This window comes from Streptomyces durmitorensis (assembly GCF_023498005.1).
GTDB lineage: Bacteria > Actinomycetota > Actinomycetes > Streptomycetales > Streptomycetaceae > Streptomyces > Streptomyces durmitorensis.
On the sequence record NZ_CP097289.1, the window covers coordinates 3,455,810 to 3,477,171 of the forward strand.

22 protein-coding genes and 1 pseudogene are annotated in these 21,362 nt (G+C 70.3%); 10 read left to right on the plus strand and 13 right to left on the minus strand.

Annotation, left to right across the window (positions count from 1 at the left end; genetic code table 11):
- Nucleotides 1-3: 3 nt before the first annotated feature.
- From M4V62_RS43895 to M4V62_RS15335, 8 genes and pseudogenes are all read right to left on the minus strand, one after another.
- Nucleotides 4-1,128: an HAD-IA family hydrolase gene (locus M4V62_RS43895; RefSeq protein WP_425575227.1), complete on the minus strand. Its 1,125-nt coding sequence runs from the start codon at nucleotides 1,126-1,128 to the stop codon at nucleotides 4-6.
- Between the two features lie 41 nt (nucleotides 1,129-1,169).
- A pseudogene (locus M4V62_RS15305) lies at nucleotides 1,170-1,580 on the minus strand (nucleotidyltransferase domain-containing protein); the annotation flags it as partial.
- Between the two features lie 5 nt (nucleotides 1,581-1,585).
- Nucleotides 1,586-1,945: a GntR family transcriptional regulator gene (locus M4V62_RS15310; protein ID WP_249587818.1), complete on the minus strand. Its 360-nt coding sequence runs from the start codon at nucleotides 1,943-1,945 to the stop codon at nucleotides 1,586-1,588.
- A gap of 4 nt (nucleotides 1,946-1,949) precedes the next feature.
- Nucleotides 1,950-3,062, minus strand: coding sequence for a DUF1648 domain-containing protein (locus tag M4V62_RS15315; protein ID WP_249587819.1), 1,113 nt, complete (start codon nucleotides 3,060-3,062; stop codon nucleotides 1,950-1,952).
- A 439-nt stretch (nucleotides 3,063-3,501) separates the two neighbouring features.
- Nucleotides 3,502-4,266 (minus strand): ANTAR domain-containing protein, encoded by a 765-nt coding sequence (locus tag M4V62_RS15320; protein ID WP_249587820.1) that lies wholly within the window; start codon nucleotides 4,264-4,266, stop codon nucleotides 3,502-3,504.
- 56 nt (nucleotides 4,267-4,322) lie between these two features.
- Nucleotides 4,323-4,952 (minus strand): GNAT family N-acetyltransferase, encoded by a 630-nt coding sequence (locus tag M4V62_RS15325; protein ID WP_249587821.1) that lies wholly within the window; start codon nucleotides 4,950-4,952, stop codon nucleotides 4,323-4,325.
- A 258-nt stretch (nucleotides 4,953-5,210) separates the two neighbouring features.
- Complete coding sequence (locus tag M4V62_RS15330; protein WP_249587822.1) at nucleotides 5,211-6,329, minus strand: family 2 encapsulin nanocompartment cargo protein polyprenyl transferase; 1,119 nt, start codon at nucleotides 6,327-6,329, stop codon at nucleotides 5,211-5,213.
- A gap of 96 nt (nucleotides 6,330-6,425) precedes the next feature.
- Nucleotides 6,426-7,832 carry a family 2B encapsulin nanocompartment shell protein gene (locus M4V62_RS15335; RefSeq protein WP_249587823.1) on the minus strand — a complete coding sequence of 469 codons (1,407 nt, stop codon included), beginning with the start codon at nucleotides 7,830-7,832 and terminating at the stop codon, nucleotides 6,426-6,428.
- Between the two features lie 243 nt (nucleotides 7,833-8,075).
- On the opposite strand from M4V62_RS15335, the gene M4V62_RS15340 reads away from it, so the two are divergent.
- The 3 genes from M4V62_RS15340 (at nucleotide 8,076) to M4V62_RS15350 (ending at nucleotide 10,048) form a co-directional block, all read left to right on the plus strand.
- Nucleotides 8,076-8,324, plus strand: a complete 249-nt coding sequence (locus M4V62_RS15340) for a hypothetical protein (RefSeq protein WP_249587824.1) — start codon at nucleotides 8,076-8,078, stop codon at nucleotides 8,322-8,324.
- A 138-nt stretch (nucleotides 8,325-8,462) separates the two neighbouring features.
- Nucleotides 8,463-9,053, plus strand: a complete 591-nt coding sequence (locus tag M4V62_RS15345) for an N-acetylmuramoyl-L-alanine amidase (RefSeq protein WP_249587825.1) — start codon at nucleotides 8,463-8,465, stop codon at nucleotides 9,051-9,053.
- A gap of 56 nt (nucleotides 9,054-9,109) precedes the next feature.
- Nucleotides 9,110-10,048 carry a 1-aminocyclopropane-1-carboxylate deaminase/D-cysteine desulfhydrase gene (locus tag M4V62_RS15350; protein ID WP_249587826.1) on the plus strand — a complete coding sequence of 313 codons (939 nt, stop codon included), beginning with the start codon at nucleotides 9,110-9,112 and terminating at the stop codon, nucleotides 10,046-10,048.
- Here M4V62_RS15350 and M4V62_RS15355 read toward each other — a convergent pair.
- Entirely contained in the window at nucleotides 10,027-11,625 is a 1,599-nt protein-coding gene (locus tag M4V62_RS15355; RefSeq protein ID WP_249587827.1) for a Na+/H+ antiporter, read from the minus strand. The genes M4V62_RS15350 and M4V62_RS15355 overlap by 22 nt on opposite strands.
- Nucleotides 11,626-11,671: 46 nt before the next feature.
- Here M4V62_RS15355 and M4V62_RS15360 point away from each other — a divergent pair, with 46 nt between their 5' ends.
- The 3 genes from M4V62_RS15360 to M4V62_RS15370 all read left to right on the plus strand — a co-directional run bounded on the left by M4V62_RS15360 (nucleotide 11,672) and on the right by M4V62_RS15370 (nucleotide 13,654).
- On the plus strand, nucleotides 11,672-11,932 hold the full coding sequence (locus M4V62_RS15360) for a UBP-type zinc finger domain-containing protein (RefSeq protein ID WP_249587828.1): 261 nt from the start codon (nucleotides 11,672-11,674) through the stop codon (nucleotides 11,930-11,932).
- A gap of 247 nt (nucleotides 11,933-12,179) precedes the next feature.
- Nucleotides 12,180-12,593 (plus strand): ATP-binding protein, encoded by a 414-nt coding sequence (locus M4V62_RS15365; protein ID WP_030780840.1) that lies wholly within the window; start codon nucleotides 12,180-12,182, stop codon nucleotides 12,591-12,593.
- A complete protein-coding gene (locus M4V62_RS15370) occupies nucleotides 12,590-13,654 on the plus strand; it encodes an RNA polymerase sigma factor SigF (RefSeq protein ID WP_249587829.1) in 1,065 nt (354 codons plus the stop codon). Before M4V62_RS15365 ends, M4V62_RS15370 begins: the two co-directional genes overlap by 4 nt.
- Before the next feature lie 57 nt (nucleotides 13,655-13,711).
- Here M4V62_RS15370 and M4V62_RS15375 read toward each other — a convergent pair whose 3' ends face one another.
- Nucleotides 13,712-14,164, minus strand: coding sequence for a hypothetical protein (locus M4V62_RS15375; protein WP_249587830.1), 453 nt, complete (start codon nucleotides 14,162-14,164; stop codon nucleotides 13,712-13,714).
- 92 nt (nucleotides 14,165-14,256) lie between these two features.
- Between M4V62_RS15375 and M4V62_RS15380 the strand changes: the two genes are divergently transcribed.
- Both M4V62_RS15380 and M4V62_RS15385 read left to right on the plus strand, forming a co-directional pair.
- A complete protein-coding gene (locus tag M4V62_RS15380) occupies nucleotides 14,257-15,225 on the plus strand; it encodes a diacylglycerol/lipid kinase family protein (protein WP_249587831.1) in 969 nt (322 codons plus the stop codon).
- A gap of 318 nt (nucleotides 15,226-15,543) precedes the next feature.
- Nucleotides 15,544-15,801: a WhiB family transcriptional regulator gene (locus M4V62_RS15385; RefSeq protein WP_016639615.1), complete on the plus strand. Its 258-nt coding sequence runs from the start codon at nucleotides 15,544-15,546 to the stop codon at nucleotides 15,799-15,801.
- A gap of 191 nt (nucleotides 15,802-15,992) precedes the next feature.
- Here M4V62_RS15385 and M4V62_RS15390 read toward each other — a convergent pair whose 3' ends face one another.
- Together M4V62_RS15390 and M4V62_RS15395 are read right to left on the minus strand one after the other, a co-directional pair.
- Nucleotides 15,993-17,459, minus strand: coding sequence for a sensor histidine kinase (locus M4V62_RS15390; RefSeq protein WP_249592843.1), 1,467 nt, complete (start codon nucleotides 17,457-17,459; stop codon nucleotides 15,993-15,995).
- Between the two features lie 346 nt (nucleotides 17,460-17,805).
- On the minus strand, nucleotides 17,806-18,402 hold the full coding sequence (locus M4V62_RS15395; RefSeq protein WP_249587832.1) for a TetR/AcrR family transcriptional regulator: 597 nt from the start codon (nucleotides 18,400-18,402) through the stop codon (nucleotides 17,806-17,808).
- Between the two features lie 93 nt (nucleotides 18,403-18,495).
- Here M4V62_RS15395 and M4V62_RS15400 point away from each other — a divergent pair, with 93 nt between their 5' ends.
- Nucleotides 18,496-19,242 carry an SDR family oxidoreductase gene (locus tag M4V62_RS15400; protein WP_249587833.1) on the plus strand — a complete coding sequence of 249 codons (747 nt, stop codon included), beginning with the start codon at nucleotides 18,496-18,498 and terminating at the stop codon, nucleotides 19,240-19,242.
- Between the two features lie 9 nt (nucleotides 19,243-19,251).
- Here M4V62_RS15400 and M4V62_RS15405 read toward each other — a convergent pair whose 3' ends face one another.
- Nucleotides 19,252-20,322 carry an SIS domain-containing protein gene (locus M4V62_RS15405; protein WP_249587834.1) on the minus strand — a complete coding sequence of 357 codons (1,071 nt, stop codon included), beginning with the start codon at nucleotides 20,320-20,322 and terminating at the stop codon, nucleotides 19,252-19,254.
- 234 nt (nucleotides 20,323-20,556) lie between these two features.
- Here M4V62_RS15405 and nagB point away from each other — a divergent pair, with 234 nt between their 5' ends.
- Nucleotides 20,557-21,342, plus strand: coding sequence for a glucosamine-6-phosphate deaminase (nagB, locus tag M4V62_RS15410; protein WP_249592844.1), 786 nt, complete (start codon nucleotides 20,557-20,559; stop codon nucleotides 21,340-21,342).
- Nucleotides 21,343-21,362 lie beyond the last annotated feature (20 nt).

Genomic DNA, 21,362 nt, shown 5'->3' on the forward strand with positions numbered 1-21,362 from the left:
GGCTCAGCTGTGGCCGAGCACCGGTGCCAGCGCCTCCCGCAGGTCGTCGGGTCCGGTGTAGTGGAGCCCCACCATGCCGAGCGCGACCGCCGCGTCCACGTTCTCCTTGCGGTCGTCCACGAACAGGCAGCGCTCGGCCGGGACCCCCGCCCGCTCCACGGCGATCTCGTAGATCCGGCGGTCGGGCTTGACGATGCCGACGCCGGCGCTGCTGACCACGGTGTGCGCGAGGTCGGCGATGCCGAGCTCGGCCAGGTCGTCGTCGAGCCAGGGGGTCGCGTTCGTCACCAGCGCCACGTGCAGGTGCGCGCGGGCCCGCCTGAGCAGGTCCACCACGGTGGCGTCGGCGGAGAACCCGGCTTCGGCGAGCGCGGTGCCCAGGGCGTGCCCCCGCTCGTACGGCACCCGGTCCGCGAGGCCGCGCGCGATCGCCTCCACCCACTCCGCCTTGCCGGTGCGCCCCAGCATCAGCGGCAGGTCGGTCTCGGGCGCGAAGGCGATCTCGGCGGTGCTGCCGTGGGGCAGCCCGGCGGCACGCTCCATCTCCTCGATCCCCGACATGTCGTAGAAGCGGATCACGCCGTCCAGGTCGCAGAGCACGGCGTCGAACGCCGGCGGCGGCACCTGCCAGGCGAAGCGCAGCTTCTCCTTGGCGTCGGCGCCGATCCGGCCGTAGAAGCGGATCGCGCCCTCGTTCCACGCGGGGGTCTGCCACTGGACCTCGGTGAGACCGAGCGCACGGGCCTGGGCCGCCACCGCGTCCGTCAGGAGCTCGCCGATGCCGAGCCCCCGGTGCCCGTCACGCAGGAAGAGGCAGTCCATGTGGAGGTACTCGGAGCCGTCCCACGTGGAGATCTCCGGCGCGCACGTCGCGTAGCCGACGACATCGCCACCGGGCAGCTCGGCCACCAGGCAGCGCAGACGCGGGTCCGGCACGCCGAAGAGGAGGGCGTCCAGGCGCTGCTCCAGGCCGGGGGCGGGCGGCGTGCCCTTCTCGTACGCGGCGTGCTCGGCGATGAGCTCCACGATGCGGGGGAGGTCGGCGGGGCGGGCGTGGCGGACGCGGGGCGCTTCGCCGGGCGCTTCGCTCTGCTGCGCGCGCGATCCATCAAGCTCGGTCATGTCCATGGGCCCATGATGCAGATGGCCGGTGCTGCGGGTGATGCCGGGCCGATCTCCTCGACGGGCCGCCGCACCCGCCGATCGCGGCCGGACACCCAGACAGGGCCTTCGGGCTCCTCCAGCATGAACTGAATGCGCCACGGCTCCCCCTCGTCGGGCCTGCACCAGATGTCGTGCACGCCGGACGGAAGCACCTCCCCCGGCAGCCACGGCCGCAGCGTCCCCGGCGGATCGGCGGCCCACCACTCCCACGACGGCAGCACCTCCTGCACGGTGAGCTGATCGCGGCGCAGCAGGGATACGTCGATGTCCACGTGCTCCCGGAAGGCGTGACCGACGGCCAGCTCCACCGCGTAGCCGCCGGCGATCCACCACGGGACGCGCAAGTGAGCGAACAGGGCGCTGACTTCGCCGGGCGTGGCCGGTTCCCACGGCCCCCACGGGGTCTGAGTACGCATCGCGTTCACGCCCTCAGTTCCGAGTCCACCAGGGACCGCACCTCGTCCTCCGAGAGCCCGAGCTCCAGCGCGTCGGCGACGAACGCCCTGACCCGCTCCCCCAGTTGGGCCCGCGCCTGTGCCACGGCGCCGTCCACGACGGTCGCGCCGCGCCCCCGTCTGAGCTCGATCAGGCCCTCCTCGCGCAGCCGCTGGTAACCACGCAGCACCGTATGGACGTTGACCCCGAGGGAGTCGGCGAGCATCCGCGCGGCGGGCAGCCGCTCGCCCGGCCGCACCGAGCCGTCGGCGACCGCGCGGCGCGCGCATGCGGCGATCTGGTCGGCGAGGGGCACCGACGACGTCGTATCGATCCGGAACAGCATGCTGTCAGCGCCACCCGTCCTGGGGCGCGGTGCCACGGTCTGCCCCATCCGCCTGACCCGCCTGGCCCGCCTGGCCCGCCTGGCCCGCCCGGCCCGCCTGACCTGTCTGGTCCACCCGGTCCACCAGCGTGTTGAGGAGCGCGGCGGCCGTCGCGGAGTCCTCGACCGTGACGGCGAAGTCCTTGCCGTTCGCCCGCCGGACGACCAGCGCCTCGCCCGAGCGCATGATGACGCCGGACCGTCCGGGGACGATGCGGTAGCCCCAACCCCCGTAGTCCGCGAGGGCGTTGACCCTGCGGGTGTCCGTGTCCGCGCTCTCGATGCGGTCGAGGGGCAGCCGGATGCGCGGCCACGGGACAAGCCCCGGCGACACCGTGAGCCCGCGCCGGTCCACGGCGACGCAGGCCCGCGCGAAGGAGGCGATCAGGAGGCCCGGGACGAACAGGGACAGCGGCGTCAGCCAGCCTTCGTCCGTCAGCCACACGGTGACGATGCCCGCGGTCGCCAGCGCGACGCCCAACCCGCTCAGCATCCAGGAGCCCGTCCGCCGCACCCATCCGGCGATCTCGTTGTGCCCCAAGTCGATGCGGTCCGCGCCCCCTTGAGCGTCCGCGCCGAGGGGCGAGCGCGCGTCGGACAGCGGCACGCACCGCGCGAGCCCTGCCCCCGCGCCCGCCGCGAGCGCGGCGATGCCGACCGCGACAGCGAGGTGCCACAGGGGGAACACCGCCGCCGCGCCGTCGGCGGTGCCGCGGTTGGCCACGAGGCTCGCACCCATCGGCCAGGCCAGGAACGCGGCCGTCGCGTACACGACGGCGAGGAGCCCCCGGAGCCCGCGCCGGTAGGTGGCGAAATCGCTCCGGAGCACGACGAAGACGCTGACCGCGCCGAGCACGACGAACACCGCGACGAGCATCGCGAGGAACCCGCCGTGCCCGACGTAGCCGTCCGCTTCCCCGTCGGCGCCGAAGTGCCGGGCCAGCCGGTCGGGCAGTTGATCACGGACGGTCGCGTACACCGCCAGGTCGGCCACCAGGCCGAGCACGAAGGGGAGCGCGGCGAGCAGCACGATGCGGGCGCCACCGGATGTGCGGGTCATGCGGGTCATGCGGGTCATGAAAACCTCCATTGTTCGCATCCTAGTAGAACAATGAAGGCGTACGGAAGCGCGCCAACTCGCCCCTCGTACCGGCCCCTGTTCCGATCCCCGTGCCTCAGTCGTCGTCGGAGCGCGCGGGCTCGACCTCGACCTCGACTTGGGCTGGTACCGGTTCAGGTTCCCCGGGCTCCCCGGGTTCTTCGCGCACTTCGCGTTCGTCGACGCACGCGTCACACTGCGGGTTGTGGCACGGGCCGGGACCCCACACAGGGACGAACGCCCCGAGCACCTTGCGCCGCTTGATGGCCGTACCGACAGGCCGTCCGCAGCTCGCGCACACCGGCTCGCTCCGCGGGCGGGGGCCGGACCGGCTCCCATCGCTGCCCATACGTCCAGGGTATGGCGGGCGGCGCGGACCGGGAAGCCCAGCCGCCGCCCGACCGCCGCGCAGTCGTCATCACACGCGGCGAATTCCCTCCGTGTCCAGCTCCCCCTCCACCACCCGCCGCGCGCACTCCGCGATCCGCAGCCGGTTCGCCCGCGCATACCGCCGCAGCTCCACGAAGGCCTCGTCGACCGTGCACTTCCACCGCTCGGCGAGCACGCCCTTCGCCTGCTCGATGGCGATCCGGCTGGTGAGGGCATCCTGCAACTGGCCGCGCTCGACCTCGCTCTGCTCCAGGGAGCGCCGCTGAAGGATCGCGATCATCGCTACATCCGCGAGGGCCTGTGCGAGCGCGATCTCGTCCGGGCCGAGGACCATCGGCTTCGCCTGGAGCAGATTCAGCGTGCCGAGGGCCTGGTCGCCCCTGCGCAGGGGCAGCACCTGCGCCATCTCGTAGCCGGTCTCCAGGGCACGCGCCGTGAAATGCGGCCAGGCGGTGATCGCCTCCATGCCGCCGAGGGCGATGTTCGTGTGCGCCGTGCCGGAGCGGAAGCAGTCCAGGCACGGCCCCTCTTCCTGCTGAAGGGCGAACAGATCGAGCACCCAGGTCTGCTCGCCGGACGCGGCCTCGAGCCGCAACCCGCCCTGGGGCTCCGCCAACATGATGCCCGCTGCCGATACGCCGAGCAGTTCCACGCAGCGCACGGCCAGGCTCTGCAGGAATGTGACGACGTCGAAATCGTCGGTCAAGGAGTCAGCCACCTCCACGAACGCCTCCGCCAGAAGTCGTTCGCGGGACGTATCACCGGACACCGGACGGGTCAGATCGTGGGACATGCGGCTCGTCCCCCCTTCGTTGTGTCCAAGGACAACACACCGGTGCAGAAACGACTTTAAGCGAATCGGCCCGGGTCGCCACAGTCCATCGCGGAAGACCGCGGCTCCCGCCACATCGGCCAGAGGTGCGGGCCGTCCGGGAGTTCGATGGCATTTCCGGTGCATTCGAATCCGAGCCGTGTGTACAGCGCACGACTGCGGGTGCTGCTCGCCTCCAGATAGGCGTGCAGACCCTCGCGGTCGCACCGGTCGAGCACGGCGCCGATCAGTGCCGAGCCGAGCCCCTCGCCCTGCCGCTCGGGGCTGACGCCGATCATGTGCAGATACTGGTGGGCCCGGTCGGTCGGGTGCGCCTCGCCCGTCAGCCGCCCGATCTCCTCGATGCGCGCGTTGTCCGGGTCGACGGCAGCCTGGAGCTGCGCGGGCCCCTCCTCGCCGCCCTCCTGCTCGCCCGCGGGGACGGACCACCACAGCGCGACGGCCGTGCCGTCCTCCGTGATGTCGACGAAGCCCTGGCTCAGCGAGAGATCGAGAAAAGCTTCCATCAGGGCGCCGTGCCTGCGCCGGCGGTGCTCATCGCCGGGGAAGACCCAGCTGCTCACCGGATCGTCCCGGAACGCCTCGTCGAGCAACCGGACCACGTCCGCTCTGTCGCTCTCCCCGGCCCTCCGGATCACTACGCCCACAGCCCCGCCCCTTTGCCCCTCGAACACGCTCAACTACGAGTACCGCTCCACCGGTTGCCTCGGATGCAGCCTAGGTGATCCGGTCCCGGCAAACAGGCGAGCCCCGCACCCGGCCGGATCTCGGCGGAGTGCGGGGCTCGTCGGTCTCGTCCGACCACCCTGTTCAGCCCGTCTTGTCGGTACGTCCTCCTTGCCTACGCTCATTCCGCCGGTGCTCGGTACGTACATGCCCGTACGTCTCCGTACGCCTGCGCGCGTTCAGCGCGTACGCCGCGTCACGAACTCCGCGAGCGCCAGGAGGCCGCCCGCCGACTCCGGGGCCGGCACCGCGCGGGCGAGCTGGTTGATCGCGCGGGACATCCGGTCGGCCGCGTGCATGAGCGCCCAGTCCCTGCCGCCCGCGGCCTCGACCGCGTGCGCCATGCGCTCCAGGTCGCCGTCCTTGCCGGGGCCCGGCGACGGGCGTCCGTACAGCTCGGCCAGTTCGGCGGCGGCCGGGGTGCCGGAGGCCAGCGCCGCGACCACCGGCAGGGACTTCTTGCGGGCCGCGAGGTCGGCACGGGCCGGCTTGCCCGTGTGCCCCGGGTCGCCCCAGATGCCGATCAGGTCGTCGATGAGCTGGAAGGCGAGCCCCGCCTCACGGCCGAACCCGTCGAGCGCCTCCACCGCGCCGTGCCCCGCTCCCGCGTACAGCGCCCCGATCGCACAGGCGCAGCCGAGCAGCGCCCCCGTCTTGGCCTCGGCCATGGCGAGGCACTCGTCGAGCGTGACCTCGTCCGGGCTGCGCCGTTCCAGGGCGCAGTCCGCGTGCTGCCCCTCGCAGAGCTCCACCACGCAGGAGGCGAGCCGGGCGGCGGCCGCCGAGGCCCCGGGGTGCGGGTCCTCGGCGAGCATCCGCTGCGCCAGCGCCTGGAGGGCGTCACCGGCCAGGATCGCGTCGGGTTCGCCGAACACGGTCCATGCGGTGGGCCGGTGCCTGCGGGTGGTGTCGCGGTCGATGACGTCGTCGTGCAGCAGGGTGAAGTTGTGGGTCAACTCCACTGCCGCGGCGGCCCGGACGGCCACCGCCTGGTCCCCGCCGAGGGCCCGCACCGCGGCGAGCACGAGCGCGGGCCTGATCGCCTTGCCCGCGTGCCCGGCCGCCGGTGTGCCGTCCGCGTGTTCCCAGCCGAAGTGGTAGAGCGCGATGCGGCGCATCGTTCCGGGCAGCGAGTCGATCGCCCTGCGCAGCTCCGGGTCGACGCTCAGCCGCGCCGACGTCAGGATCTCCGCCGCTTCGGACGTCTCGTACGCCTCCTGCCCCTCGTCCTCTTCGACGGGCCCCTGTTCGGCGGGGCCCTGTGCCGTCTCCGTCATGTCCGTCGTCGTGTCCGTCATGGACTCACCCCGGGGAGGATGCGGACGGTGGCGTTTCCTGGGCCTGTGGGCGCGTACGGAAGGGGTGTACCCGGAGCCGCGTCCACAGACACGGCCTCACCGCCAGCGGCCGATCTCGACGTTCTCCATGACGCCCAGCGCATCTGGCACGAGCACCGCCGCCGAGTAGTACGTCGACACCAGGTACGAGATGATCGCCTGCTCGCTGATGCCCATGAAGCGCACGGACAGGCTCGGCTCGATCTCGTCCGGGATGCCGGTCTGGTGCAGGCCCACGACGCCCTGCTCCTCCTCGCCCGTACGCATGCAGATGATCGAGGTGGTGCGGGCCTCGGTGACCGGGATCTTGTTGCACGGGAAGATCGGCACGCCACGCCAGGTGGGGATGCGGTGGCCCCCCATGTCGATGGTCTCCGGGACGAGCCCGCGCTTGTTGAGCTCGCGGCCGAACGCGGAGATCGCGCGCGGGTGGGCCAGGAAGAGCTTCGATCCGCGCCTGCGGCTGAGCAGTTCGTCCATGTCGTCCGGGCTCGGCACGCCGTCGTGCGGCTGCAGCCGCTGTTCGTACTCGCAGTTGTTGAGCAGCCCGAACTCGCGGTTGTTGATCAGCTCGTGCTCCTGGCGCTCCTTGAGCGCCTCGACCGTCAGCCGCAGCTGCTGCTCGGTCTGGTTCATCGGCTGGTTGTAGAGGTCGGCCACGCGCGTGTGGATGCGCAGAACGGTCTGGGCGACGCTCAGTTCGTACTCGCGCGGTGCCGACTCGTAGTCCACATAGGTGCCCGGCAGCACGGCTTCGCCGACGTGTCCGGCGGAGAGGTCGATGGGCGCCTCGCCGAACTTGTTCGTCCGCTGGGCCGGGATGGACCGCAGCCGCTGCAGATGCTCGCGCAGCGAGTCCGCGCGCTCCGCGACCTGCTCCAGGTCCTGGCGGGGCAGTGTGAGCACGGTGCACGCGGTCACCGCGCGCGTCGTGTGCTCCCAGATGGCCTCCGGGTCGAGCAGGGCCTGCTCGCCGAAATAGGCGCCGTCGGCGAGCGACCCGAGGACCGTGTCGTCTCCGTAGGGACCGGTGCCGATCTTCTCGACCCTGCCGTGCGCGAGCAGGAACACCTCGTCGGCGTGGCTGCCGAAGGAGGTGATGACCTCGCCCGCCGCGATCTCCCGCTGCTGGCAGCGCTGGGCCAGCTCCCCCAGGACCTCGATGTCGTCGTAATCCCGCAGGACCGGCAGCTCGCCGAGCTCCGCGGGGATCACCTGCACCCGGTCCCCGGTCTTCACGAACGTCACCCGGCCGTCCCCGACCGAGTAACTCAACCTCCGGTTCACTCGATACGTACCGCCCTGCACCTGCACCCACGGCAGCGTCCGCAGGAGCCAGCGAGAGCTGATCTCCTGCATCTGCGGCGCGGACTTGGTGGTGGTGGCCAGGTTCCGTGCGGCCGACGTGCCCAAGCTCTGCTGCGGCTTGGACTCGTCCGTACGGATCTCTTCGCCTACCGACATTGGCAATGCCCTCCCGATCAAGCGCTGATCTGCGCCGTCAACCTTTCCAGCACGGTGCGTGTCGGCGCCATTACACAAACGAGCGGGAATGGATCACGCGAGACGGGGCACTCACCCGCGTACCAGGAACCGGGTCCCGGCGGAGGGGAACTCCAAGATCCGTACAGCCGTTGAACAGGACACAACGACGGATACGCTCTGAAGTGATATGTACCAATCCGCACCAATCCGTAGGAGACGGCAATGGCAGGCTTCCTGGATCGCGCCAAGGAACAGGCGCAGCGCGGACTCAACCAGGGCAAGCAGAAGATCGACGAGGTCCAGGCACAGCGCACGGGCGGCGATCTCCTGAAGAAGCTGGGCGCGGCGTATTACGCGCAGCAGCACGGCACGGGCACCCCCCAGGCCACCCAGCAGGCCCTGCAGGCGCTGGAGGCACACATCGCGACGAACGGCGACGCGTTCCTGCACAGCGGCGACCACCGCGGCTGACCAAATCGGCTCGCACGGTGCCCGAACAGCAACGGAATAGTTCCGAACGGCTGGTCCGGGCACCGTGGTTCCGGGTAAAAGCGGGCTTACAAGACGGTCCGCGGTCGGCGGCCGTCGTGCTCCGCAAAGGAGTCGGCCATGGCCCCACCCATGTCTGCGGGCAGGTTCCTCGACATCCTCAGAGACGAAGGTGCGACAGTCGTCGAAGTCGGCGACTGGGAGCATCACAACCGCAACCACAAGGGGCCGTGGGGCCCCGTGCACGGCGTGATGATCCACCACACGGTCACATCGGGCAGCCAGCGGACGGTGGAGCTCTGCCGCGACGGGCACCCCTCGCTGCCCGGCCCGCTCTGCCACGGCGTCATCACCAAGGACGGCCGCGTCCACCTCGTCGGGTACGGCCGCGCCAACCACGCGGGCCTGGGCGACGACGACGTCCTGCGCGCCGTCGTCGCCGAGAAGAGGCTCCCGCCGGACAACGAGGCGAACACCGACGGAAACCGCCACTTCTACGGCTTCGAGTGCGAGAACCTCGGCGACGGCGAGGATCCGTGGCCCGACGAGCAGCTGGAGGCGATCGAGAGGGTCTCGGCAGCCATCTGCCGCCACCACGGCTGGACCGAACGCTCGGTGATCGGCCACCTGGAGTGGCAGCCGGGCAAGGTGGACCCCCGGGGCTTCACCATGGACGCGATGCGGGAACGCATCGGGGAACGTCTCAAGTAGCAGAAGTAGCAGACCGTGACCGTGCCCGCCGGCCCGGTGCCGGGCAGAATGGCGGGGTGAGCACCACCCCGCCGACCAGCCCGCGCCCCAGGCTCCCGTCCCCGCTCCAGGAGCTCCGGGACGACCGGTTCACGCGGCACGGCCTCACCCTCGTACTCAAGCGGGACGACCTGATCCACCCGGATCTGCCCGGCAACAAATACCGCAAGCTCTCCCCGAACCTGGACGCCGCCGTCGCAGCGGGACACACGGTCCTGCTGACCTTCGGCGGCGCCTACTCCAACCACCTCAGGGCGACCGCCGCGGCGGGCCGCCTCCTCGGCATGGAAACGATCGGCGTGGTCCGCGGCGACGAACTCGCCGAGCGCCCCCTGAACCCGTCACTGACGCAATGCGCCGCCGACGGAATGCGCCTGCACTTCATCGACCGGGCGACGTACCGCAGGAAGACCGACCCGGAGGTCCTGGCCACCCTCCTGCGCGCGACCGGCGCCAGCCATCCCTACGTCATCCCCGAAGGGGGCAGCAACTCCCTTGCCGTGCAGGGCTGCACGGCCCTGGGCGAGGAGCTGCGCGGCCACGCCCACACGGCGGCCGTGGCCTGCGGCACCGGCGGCACCCTGGCCGGAATGGCCGCGGGCCTCGCCCCGGACCAGCGCGCCCTCGGCATACCGGTCCTCAAGGGCGGCTTCCTCGGCCCCGAGATACGGGCGCTGCAAGAGCGGACCTTCGGCGCACCCACCGCCAACTGGTACCTGGACGAACGCTTCCACTTCGGCGGCTACGCCCGTACGCCCCCTGAACTCACCGCGTTCGCAAACGACTTCGAGGACCGGCACGGCCTCCCCGTGGAGCGCGTCTACGTGGCCAAGCTCCTGTACGCGCTGACAGCCCTCTCCGAAGAGGGCGCGTTTGCCCCCGGCACCCAGGTCACCGCGGTGATCACGGCCACGGAGCCCGCGCCCCCCGCGGCTCAGTCCTCGACCTCCCGGTAGGCCGCGGCCTCCTCCAGGTCCAGCTTCCGCAGCAGCGTCCGCATCATCTCGTCGTCGATGCGCCGCTCGTCCCGCATCTTCACGAACACCTCCCGCTCGGCGGCGATCGCCTCACGGGCGAGCCGGCGGTAGGTGTCGTCCGCCGACTCCCCCGTCACCGGGTTGGGTTGACCGAGCCGTTCCCACACGGAGTTGCGCCGTCGCTCCAGGACGGTCCGCAGACGGTCCTGGAGGGGCTGTGGGAGGCAGTTGCGCTCGTCCTCCATGAGTTCGTCCACCCGCCGCTCCGCGGCCTGCGAGGCGGCGTTCTGCGCCTGCGCCTCCGCGAGCGTCTGAGCCTGCGCGTCCCGCCCCGGCAGCTTCAGGACCCGGATCAGCCAGGGCAGCGAGAGGCCCTGCACGACCAACGTGCCGATCACCGTGGTGAAGGTCAGGAACAGCACGAGGTTGCGCGCGGGGAACGGCTCACCGTCGTCCATGACGAGCGGGATCGAGAAGGCGATCGCCAGCGACACCACGCCGCGCATCCCGGCCCAGCTGACGATCAGCGGCCGCCGCCAGTCCATGTCGCTCTCCCGCTCCCTGATGCGCGTCGACAGGATCCTCGGCAGATAGGTCGCCGGATACGACCACACGAAGCGCGCGAGCACGACGAAGAAGAAGACCCCCAGCGCGTACCAGGCCACCTGTACGCCGCTGTACTCGCCGAGCCCTTCGATCACGAGCGGCAGTTGCAGGCCGATCAGCGCGAAGACCGCCGACTCCAGGATGAACGCGACCACCTTCCACACGGCGGCCTCCTGGAGCCGCGTCTCGAAGTCGACCTCCCAGGAGCGGTGCCCCAGGAACAGGGCGACGACGACCACGGCGAGGACTCCGGAGGCGCCGACCTGCTCGGCGGCGGCGTACGCGACGAAGGGGATCAGCAAGGAGAGGGTGTTCTGGAGCATCGCCTCCTTCATGTGCCGGCGCAGCCAGTGGATCGGCACCATGAGGATCAGTCCGACACCGACCCCGCCGACCGCGGCCACCAGGAACTCCCTGATCCCGCCCGCCCAGCTGGCGCCCTCGCCGACCGCCGCCGCCAGGGCGACCTTGTAGGCGGTGATCGCGGTCGCGTCGTTCACCAGCGACTCGCCCTGAAGGATCGTGGTGATCCGCGACGGCAGGCCCACCTTCCGCGCGATGGCCGTGGCCGCCACCGCGTCCGGCGGCGCGATCACCGCGCCGAGGACCAGCGCGGCGGTCAGCGGCAGGTCGGGGATCAGCAGATACGCGAGCCAGCCGACGGCGAGGGTCGCGAACAGCGTGTACCCGACCGAGAGCAGCGCCACGGGTCTGATGTTGGCGCGCAGATCCAGGTACGAGCTCTCCAGGGCCGCGGTGTGCAGCAGGGGCGGCAGGATCAGCGGCAGCACGATGTGCGGGTCCAGGTGGTAGTCCGGGACCCCCGGCACGTAGGCGGCGACGAGCCCGACCGCGACGAGCAGCAGCGGTGCGGGCACCGGCGTCCAGCGCGCGGCTCCGGCCACCGCGGCACTCGCCGCGATCAGCGCCACCAGGGGCAGTACGTCCATCGGTCAGGACCTCCGCGATACCCGTTCCCGTCGTAACCTGGCCATCATGAACGAGTGCCCGCATGTCGCAGCGCTGCCGCACCCCGAGCCCGCGCCGCTGAGCGAGACCTGCCTCGAGTGCCTGGCGGTCGGCAGTCACCCGGTGCAACTGCGCCTCTGTCTGGACTGCGGGCATGTGGGCTGCTGCGACTCCTCGCCCTTCCAGCACGCGACGGCACACTTCAAGGACACCGGACACGCGGTGATGAGGACCTTCGAACCGGGTGAGAGCTGGCGTTGGTGCTTCGTCGACGGTTCGATCGTCTGAGGCCTGGGTACGTCAACCCGACGCCCGTACTCTCCAATTGGGACCGCGAGACCCCTAGCCACTCTCCGTACCCTTAGGCTTACTATGAGTGACAGCAACGGAGCGGGGTCCCCGGGACACGGAACTGGGGAGCGCGGTAGCGTCACCGCAGAACTACGTGGTGCGTTACCCGTGTGACGCAGTCCGGACCGCCGCTGGACGGCGGACCTGGAGCCCCGAAAGTGCTTGTACCACCTTGGAGGTGAGGGTGTCCCAGATCGCAGGCGAGCCCGGGAATCAGGACTTCGTCGAGGTCCGCCTTCCGGCTGCGGGTGCCTACCTGTCGGTGCTGCGTACGGCCACGGCCGGTCTCGCGGCGCGTTTGGACTTCACTCTCGACGAGATCGAGGACCTCCGCATCGCGGTCGACGAGGCCTGCGCGATCCTGCTTCAACAGGCCGTGCCCGGTTCGGTGCTCAGCTGCGTCTTCCGGCTCGTCGACGACTCCCTGGAAGTGACCGTCTCGGCGCCGACCACTGACGGCCGGGCCCCGGAGCGGGACACCTTCGCCTGGACAGTGCTGTCCGCCCTCGCGGGTCAGGTCGACTCCACCGTGGCCGAGGACAACACCGTCTCGATCAGCCTCTACAAGAAGCGCGGCGCGGGACCCGGGCCGGCGTGAGGGACGGGGAGGGGCCGGTGCGGGACGAAGAGCGCGGCACACGTGGTCTGTCCGGTCGTCGGGGAGGAACACCGACGAGGGGGCGCGAGGCTCCGTCGGAGCCGGCGTTCACGGGCATCCCCGAGCAGCAGGCCAGGCCGCACCCTCAGGACCCGGAGCAACCGGGTCCGTCGACTGTGGCCGACGCGTCGGAGCAGGCAGAGCCGACCGCCCAGGAGGAGCGCGCAAAGCCCTCCGCCCGGGGCGGCGCGCAACGGGCGGGATACATGAGCGAACACGGTGAGCAGCAGCACACCCGGCATAATCCGCAGGACCGCAGCGGTGCACGCGCGATGTTCATCGAGCTGCGCGAGCTGAAGGACGGCAGCCCCGAGTACGCGGAGCTGCGCAACCGGCTGGTCCGCATGCACCTGCCGCTCGTCGAGCACCTGGCCCGCCGTTTCCGCAACCGCGGCGAGCCCCTTGACGACCTGACGCAGGTCGCCACCATCGGCCTGATCAAGTCCGTCGACCGCTTCGACCCGGAGCGCGGCGTGGAGTTCTCCACGTACGCGACACCCACGGTCGTCGGCGAGATCAAGCGCCACTTCCGCGACAAGGGCTGGGCGGTCCGGGTCCCGCGGCGCCTCCAGGAGCTGCGGCTCGCCCTGACCACGGCGACCGCCGAGCTGTCCCAGCTGCACGGCCGCTCCCCCACGGTGCACGAGCTCGCCGAGAAGCTGGGCATCTCGGAGGAGGAGGTCCTGGAGGGCCTGGAGTCCGCCAACGCGTACTCCACGCTGTCCCTGGACGTCCCGGACACGGACGACGAGTCCCCGGCGGTCGCGGACACCCTGGGCGCGGAGGACGAGGCCCTGGAGGGCGTCGAGTACAGGGAGTCCCTCAAACCGCTCCTGGAAGACCTTCCACCGCGCGAGAAGCGCATTCTGCTGCTGCGGTTCTTCGGCAACATGACGCAGTCGCAGATCGCACAGGAAGTCGGCATCTCCCAGATGCACGTCTCCCGGCTTCTCGCCCGCACACTCGCGCAGCTGCGCGAGAAGCTCCTCGTCGAGGAGTGACGAAGGAGCAGGCCGCCCCTCCTGGCCTGCTCCTTCGGGACGTCTCGTGCGGGACGGCTACTTCACGTCGTCCTGTACGTTCCCCGGGCCCTTGATGCCGAGTGCCTCGGTCGTGGCGGGGTTGACCAGCAGGACGAGGGCGGCCACCGCGACGGCGGCGAGCGCGATGCCTGCCGGGATGGCCATGCTGTCGGCCTGCAGCAGCTGCCAGGCCACCGGAAGCGCCATGATCTGCGTGATGATGGCGGGCCCCCGGCTCCAGCTGCGGCGGAGCAGGAGACCGCGGGCCGCGAGCAGGGGCAGGAGCGCGAGGACGAGCAGCGTGATGCCGCCCGTCGTGGCCTGTTCCGGGTTGTCCGGGTCACCCGCGAGGCCCATCACGAGCATGTAGACACCGGCGGCGATGAGTGCGACGCCCTCCAGTGCGGCGAGGGCCGCGGCGGCCGTCAGACGTCCGGGACGCGGGCCTGATTCCGGGGCTTCGGGGGTGGGGTTCCGCTCAGTACTCACCCTTGCAGCGTAGCTGTGCGTGTCCGCGCTCCGGGCCCCGGTCCGCACCCTCGGTCTAGGCCAGGTAAAGACCGCTAGGTACTCTGCTTCGCATGCGTGCACTCCTTGTGGTCAACCCAGCGGCAACCACCACCAGCGCGCGCACGCGTGACGTACTGATCCACGCGCTGGCGAGCGAGATGAAACTCGAGGCGGTCACCACCGAGTACCGCGGCCATGCCCGGGACCTCGGCAGACAGGCCGCTCAGAGCAAGGACATCGAGCTGGTCGTCGCCCTCGGCGGGGACGGCACGGTCAACGAGGTCGTCAACGGACTGCTGCACGACGGCCCCGCCCCGGACCGTCTGCCCCGCCTCGCCGTCGTCCCCGGCGGCTCCACCAATGTCTTCGCGCGCGCGCTCGGTCTGCCCAACGACGCCGTGGAGGCGACCGGCGCCCTGCTCGACGCGTTGCGTGAGGGAAGCGAACGGACAGTGAGCCTGGGCCACCTGTCGGGCACCCCCGGCACGGAGGACGAAGCCGTCCCCGGGCACTGGTTCACTTTCGCCGCCGGATTCGGCTTCGACGCCGGAGTGGTGGGCCGGGTCGAACAACAGAGGGAGCGCGGGAAGCGGTCCACCCATGCGCTGTATTTGCGCCAGGTGTTCCGTCAGTTCCTCGACGAGCCGCACCGCAGGCACGGAATGATCACGCTGGAACGGGCCGGCGAGGACCCGGTGACCGACCTCGTGCTCTCCATAGTCTGCAACACCTCTCCCTACACCTACCTGGGCAATCGCCCGATGTACGCGTCCCCGCAGGCCTCCTTCGACACGGGCCTGGACGTGCTCGGTCTGAAGAAGCTCTCCACCACCGCGGTGGCCCGGTACGGGACGCAGCTCCTGACGTCGACGCCCGATCGCGGACCCCACGGCAAGCACGCGGTTACGCTCCATGACCTCACCGACTTCACCTTGCATTCGAAGGTGCCGCTCCCCCTTCAGATGGACGGTGACCACCTGGGGCTGCGCACGAGCGTGACGTTCACAGGCGTACGCCGTGCACTGCGTGTGATTGTGTGAGTAGAAGGGCCCAAAGTCCTTTCACTCGAACGTTTAGGCCAGGGTCCACCCCTTAGAAGTACGGCTGTGACCCAGTCGACACTGAGGAATCAAAAAAAACTTGCCGGAAGGGGTTGTATCCGCCGCCGAGGTTTGCGAATCTCTACATGGCGATCGGGACGGCCCGCAACATCGGCCCCACAGAAAGCCAGAACCCCCTCCTCAACTCATAGGACATCGTCGCGTATGTGACGAAAGTCCCTTCCGTTGTCGAGGGATTCGTGAAAGCGTTCACATTCACAAGCAACCTGCATGTAATACCAAGGAGAGGTAGCAGCCATGGACTGGCGTCACAACGCCGTTTGCCGCGAGGAAGACCCCGAGCTCTTCTTCCCCATCGGCAACACCGGTCCTGCGCTGCTGCAGATCGAGGAAGCCAAGGCCGTCTGCCGCCGCTGCCCCGTCATGGAGCAGTGCCTGCAGTGGGCGCTCGAGTCCGGCCAGGACTCCGGCGTCTGGGGTGGCCTCAGCGAGGACGAGCGCCGCGCAATGAAGCGTCGCGCCGCTCGCAACCGTGCACGCCAGGCAAGCGCCTGACGCTCACGCCCCCTACGAGCCTGAGCCCGGCGGCGCGTACAGCGAGTACGCATCTCCCGCCCCCGAGCCGCAGCCGCGCAGTACCCCCGATGCGCAACGCAACGTGAGCAGTGAGCCCCGGACCACTTCGGTCCGGGGCTCACTGCTTTGCATGTGCGGCTTCGGGCAGGCGATCTTCCTTGCCCCCGGCGCTACTTGTCGCCGCGCACCGGGATGTCGAGGACGACCTGCGTGCCGCGCTCCGGGGCCCGCACCATGTCGAACGTGCCGCCCATCTCGCCCTCGACCAGGGTGCGGACGATCTGCAGGCCGAGGTTTCCGGAGCGGTGCGGATCGAAGCCGTCGGGCAGGCCGACGCCGTCGTCCTGGACGGTGATGAGCAGACGGGCGTCCTTGCTGGTGCCGCCGCGAACGGCGGAGACCTCGACCGTTCCGGTGTCGCCTTCCTGGAAGCCGTGCTCCAGGGCGTTCTGCAGAACCTCCGTGAGGACCATCGACAGCGGGGTCGCGACCTCGGCGTCCAGGATGCCGAAGCGTCCGGTGCGCCGTCCTGTGACCTTGCCGGGTGAGATCTCCGCCACCATCGCGAGGACACGGTCGGCGATCTCGTCGAACTCCACGCGCTCGTCAAGGTTCTGGGACAGCGTCTCGTGCACGATGGCGATGGAGCCCACGCGGCGTACGGCCTCTTCGAGCGCCTCGCGTCCGGTGGCGGAGTCGATGCGGCGCGCCTGGAGGCGAAGGAGCGCGGCGACCGTCTGGAGGTTGTTCTTCACCCGGTGGTGGATCTCCCGGATGGTCGCGTCCTTGGTGATCAACTCCCGCTCGCGACGGCGCAGTTCGGTGACGTCGCGCAGCAGTACGAGCGAACCGATGCGCGGGCCCTTGGGCTTGAGCGGGATCGCGCGGAGCTGGATCACGCCGTCGCCGCCCTCGATCTCGAACTCACGGGGCGCCCAGCCGCTGGCGACCTTGGCGAGCGCCTCGTCCACCGGGCCGCGGGACGGGGCGAGTTCGGCGGTCGCCGTGCCGAGGTGGTGACCGACCAGGTCGGCGGCGAGGCCGAGGCGGTGGTACGCGGAGAGGGCGTTCGGCGACGCGTACTGGACGATGCCGTCGGCGTCGAGGCGGAGCAGACCGTCGCCCACGCGCGGGGACGCGTCCATGTCGACCTGCTGGCCGGGGAAGGGGAAGGACCCGGCGGCGATCATCTGCGCCAGGTCGGATGCCGACTGAAGGTAGGTCAGTTCAAGGCGCGAGGGGGTGCGCACCGTGAGCAGGTTCGTGTTGCGGGCGATGACGCCCAGGACGCGCCCTTCCCTGCGTACGGGAATGGACTCGACCCGCACCGGCACCTCTTCGCGCCACTCGGGGTCGCCCTCGCGCACGATGCGGCCCTCGTCCAGGGCGGCGTCGAGCAGTGGGCGGCGTCCGCGCGGGACGAGGTGGCCGACCATGTCGTCCTGGTAGGAGGTGGGGCCGGTGTTGGGCCGCATCTGCGCCACGGAGACATAGCGGGTGCCGTCGCGCGTGGGGACCCACAGCACGAGGTCGGCGAAGGAGAGATCGGAGAGCAGCTGCCACTCCGAGACCAGCAGATGCAGCCACTCGAGATCGGAGTCACCGAGAGCGGTGTGCTGGCGGACGAGGTCGTTCATGGAGGGCACGTGTGCGAGCGTACCTGGCAGGTCCGGCGGGTCCGCTCGGGGCGATTCCCGACGAGCCGCGGCGCCAGGGCGGGACCCTCAACCCACCCACGGCACCGCAGCCCTTCAGGAACACCGACCACCGGAATGTGCGGTACCGGACGGTCGATCGGAGGATCCGACACGGTCAGGGCAGAGAGTGCCGGCTCCTCGGTCCGTCCTCCTGTGCGGGAAGGACGGATGCTTTACCAACGCATTGTGGACTAGACCATTCTCCTGTGTCTACGCGTCGGCAGATGTTTGTTGTTGTCTCTTTCTCTCACTTGTCGCCCGGCGGACTTCCGCCGTCCCTGCGGACTTATACCCCGGGCCAGACCCGCATGGCCAGTTCGGCGACCGCTTCCAGCTCCTGCCGGCTCGCGCCGTCGCGGGACTGCTGGGACATGCCCTGGAGCACGGCTCCGGTGTAGCGGGCCAGGGCGGGGGCGTCCGTGTGCGGGGGGAGCTCGCCCGTGGCGGTGGCGGCCTTGATGCGGCTCTCGATGGAGCTGATGTTGGCGTTGCGCCGGTCGCGCAGGGCCGATTCGACCTCCGGCGTCGCGCAGTTCGTCGCGGCGTAGATGACGAGGCAGCCGCGGGGGTGCCCGGCTTCCGTGTACTTGTCCGCCGCCTCGCGCAGCATCCGTGCGACTCCGCCGCGGACGGTCGGCTCCTGCGCGAAGGCGCGCTCGCTGATGGAGCCGTGCGTCCGCCCGTACAGCACCACGACCTCCTCGAACAGTGACTGCTTGTCACCGAAGGCCGCGTACATGCTCGGGGCGCCGATGCCCATGGCCCGGGTGAGGTCCGTGACCGATGTCGCCTCGTACCCGTGCTCCCAGAAGGTGCTCAGGGCCTGCTCCAGTGCGGTCTCCCGGTCGAAGGAGCGGGGACGCCCGCGCTGTTTCGTCGCCATGGAGTGAATTGTATAGCGGGCGCTAGAAAAACGGCCCGGGGTCGGCTACGGTTCTTTCTGTAACGACCACTAGAGAAATAGGGGGCGGCTCTCATGGGCGCGCTTGCGGGGAAGACGGCACTGGTCACGGGCGGAAGCCGCGGCATCGGGCGGGGCATCGCCGAGCGGCTCGGGCGGGACGGCGCACGGGTCGCCGTGCACTACGGCAGCAATGAGACGGCGGCCAAGGAAACGGTCGCGGCGATCGAGGCCGCGGGGGGCTCCGCCTTCGCCTTCGGCACGGAGCTGGGCGTCCCTGGCGACGCCGAGACCCTGTGGACCGAGTTCGACCGGCACGCCGACGGTCTGGACATCCTGGTGAACAACGCGGGGATCGGGCTCTACAGCCAGGTGGGAGAGGTCCAGGAGGCGGATTACGACCGGGTGTTCGCGGTCAATGTGAAGGCGCCGTTCTTCGTCATCCAGAAGGGACTCGACCGGCTGCGCGACGGCGGCCGGATCATCAACATCTCCTCGGGCGTCACCCGCATCGCCTTCCCCATCACGATCGGGTATTCGATGACGAAGGGCGCGCTCAATGTCCTGACGCACACCCTGGCGCAGGAGCTGGGCCCGCGCGGGATCACGGTCAACGCGGTGGCGCCGGGGATCATCGAGACGGAGATGATGGAGGGGATTCCCGAGGCACAGCGCGCCGAGATGGCCGGGTACTCGACCTTCGACCGCATAGGCCAGCCCGCGGACGTGGCGGACATCGTCAGCTTCGTCGCCTCGGGCGACGCACGCTGGATCACCGGCCAGTACATCGACGCGACGGGCGGCTCGGTCCTCGGAGTGTGATGCCCCGCGTCAGCGGGTCTCCGTCACCTTCGCCAGGGCGCGCGGGGCGTCCGGGTCCTGGCCGCGGGCGATGGTGACCTCGTGGGCGAGCAGCTGGAGCGGGATGATCTCCAGGATCGGCTGGAGCTCTTCCGGTACGCCGTCGGTCGGCAGGACGAAACCGGCCGACGCCTGCTCGACCTGGGCCTTCGGGCCGACGACCACGAGGTCGGCGCCGCGTCCGCGCAGGCGGTCGAGGACCGGCTGCAGGGCCTGCCCCCCTCTGCCGTCGGTGACGACCGCGATGACGGGCGAGATGTTGTCGACCATGGCGAGCGGGCCGTGCAGCAGGTCGGCCCCCGAGTAGGCGAGGGCGGGGATGTAGCTCGTCTCCATCAGCTTCAGGGCCGCTTCCTTCGCGGTCGGGTAGCCGTAGCCGCGCGAGGTGATGACCATGCGGTCGGCGAATCGGTAGCGGGCGGCGAGGGACTTGACCTCGGCCTGGCGGTCCAGGAGCCGAGCGGCGAGTCCGGGCAGTGCGGTGGCGGCGGCGCCGTCGCCACCGCGCAGCCCTTCGACGAAGAGATAGAGGGCGAGGAGGGATGCCGTGTAGGTCTTGGTGGCGGGGAGCGCCTTCTCCGCGCCGGCCTGGATGTCGATGTGGTGCTCGGAGACGGCGGCCAGGGCCGAATCGGGGTTGTTGGTCACCGCGAGGGTGATCGCGCCGGCCTCGCGGGCCGCTCGGGCCGAGGCCACCAGGTCGGGCGAGCCCCCGGACTGGCTGACGGTGACGGCGAGGACGTCCCGCAGGTCGGGCTTGGCTCCGTAGGCCGTGATGGTGGACATGGAGGTCAGACCGCAGGGCACACCCAGACGGACTTCGAGGAGGTACTTGGCGTAGAGAGCGGCATGGTCGGAGGTGCCGCGTGCGGTGAGGAGGACGAAGCGGGGCTTTTTGGCGGCCACCAGCCGGGCGGTCTCCTGGATCTCCGGGGCGCCGGTGCCCAGGAGGCGGCGCAGGACCTCGGGCTGCTCGGACATCTCCCGGGACATGATCCGGCCGGGCTGCTCGCTCTGCGGGGCCGTCGGCATGGCGGTCATGCCTCCCACTTTCCCCGCTCGGGGCGTGGCTTGCTCGACGGGCGGGGGCGGGCCGGAGAGCCGAGCATGGAACGCGGGAACCGAAGCCGGAACCGAAGCCTGAACCGAAGCGAACCGAAGCCCGGGAACCTGGGGTCCGGGCGGGTCAGCTCTGCTAGATTGGTCTATACCACATTGTCCCCCGTGGGTCCTCTCCAGACCCGTGAGTCCCCTCTCCAGATCGGCAGGCCCAGCGTGGAAGTTGTCATCGTCCCGGACGCCAAGGCAGGCGGCGAGCTCATCGCGGAGGCCATGGCCGCCTTGGTGCGCCGCAAGCCTGACGCCCTGCTCGGTGTCGCCACCGGATCCACCCCGCTGCCCATCTACGAAGCCCTTGCCGCCAAGGTCGGCTCCGGTGCCGTGGATGCCTCGCGGGCGCGGATCTGCCAGCTCGACGAGTACGTGGGGCTGCCCGCCGGGCACCCCGAGTCGTACCGCTCCGTGGTGCTGCGCGAGGTCGTCGAACCGCTGGGGCTCAGCGAGAAGTCCTTCATGGGGCCCGACGGCAGCGCGCAGGACGTGCAGGCGGCCTGCGAGGCGTACGACCAGGAGCTCGCGGCGGCCGGAGGTGTGGACCTCCAGCTGCTCGGGATCGGCACGGACGGGCACATCGGGTTCAACGAACCGTGCTCCTCGCTCGCCTCGCGCACGCGGATCAAGACGCTGACGGAGCAGACGCGGGTGGACAACGCGCGGTTCTTCGACGGGGACATCGAGCAGGTGCCGCACCACGTGATCACGCAGGGCATCGGGACGATCCTCGAGGCCCGGCATCTGGTGCTGCTCGCCACGGGTGAGGGCAAGGCGGACGCGGTGGCCGCGACGGTGGAGGGGCCTGTCGCCGCGGTTGTTCCGGCTTCGGCCCTGCAGTTGCACCGGCATGCGACGGTCGTCGTGGACGAGGCCGCTGCCTCCAAGCTGAAGCTCGGGGAGTACTTCCGGGCGACGTACGCGGCGAAGCCCGCCTGGCAGGGGCTTTAAGAGGTAGTGGCGTGACGGAA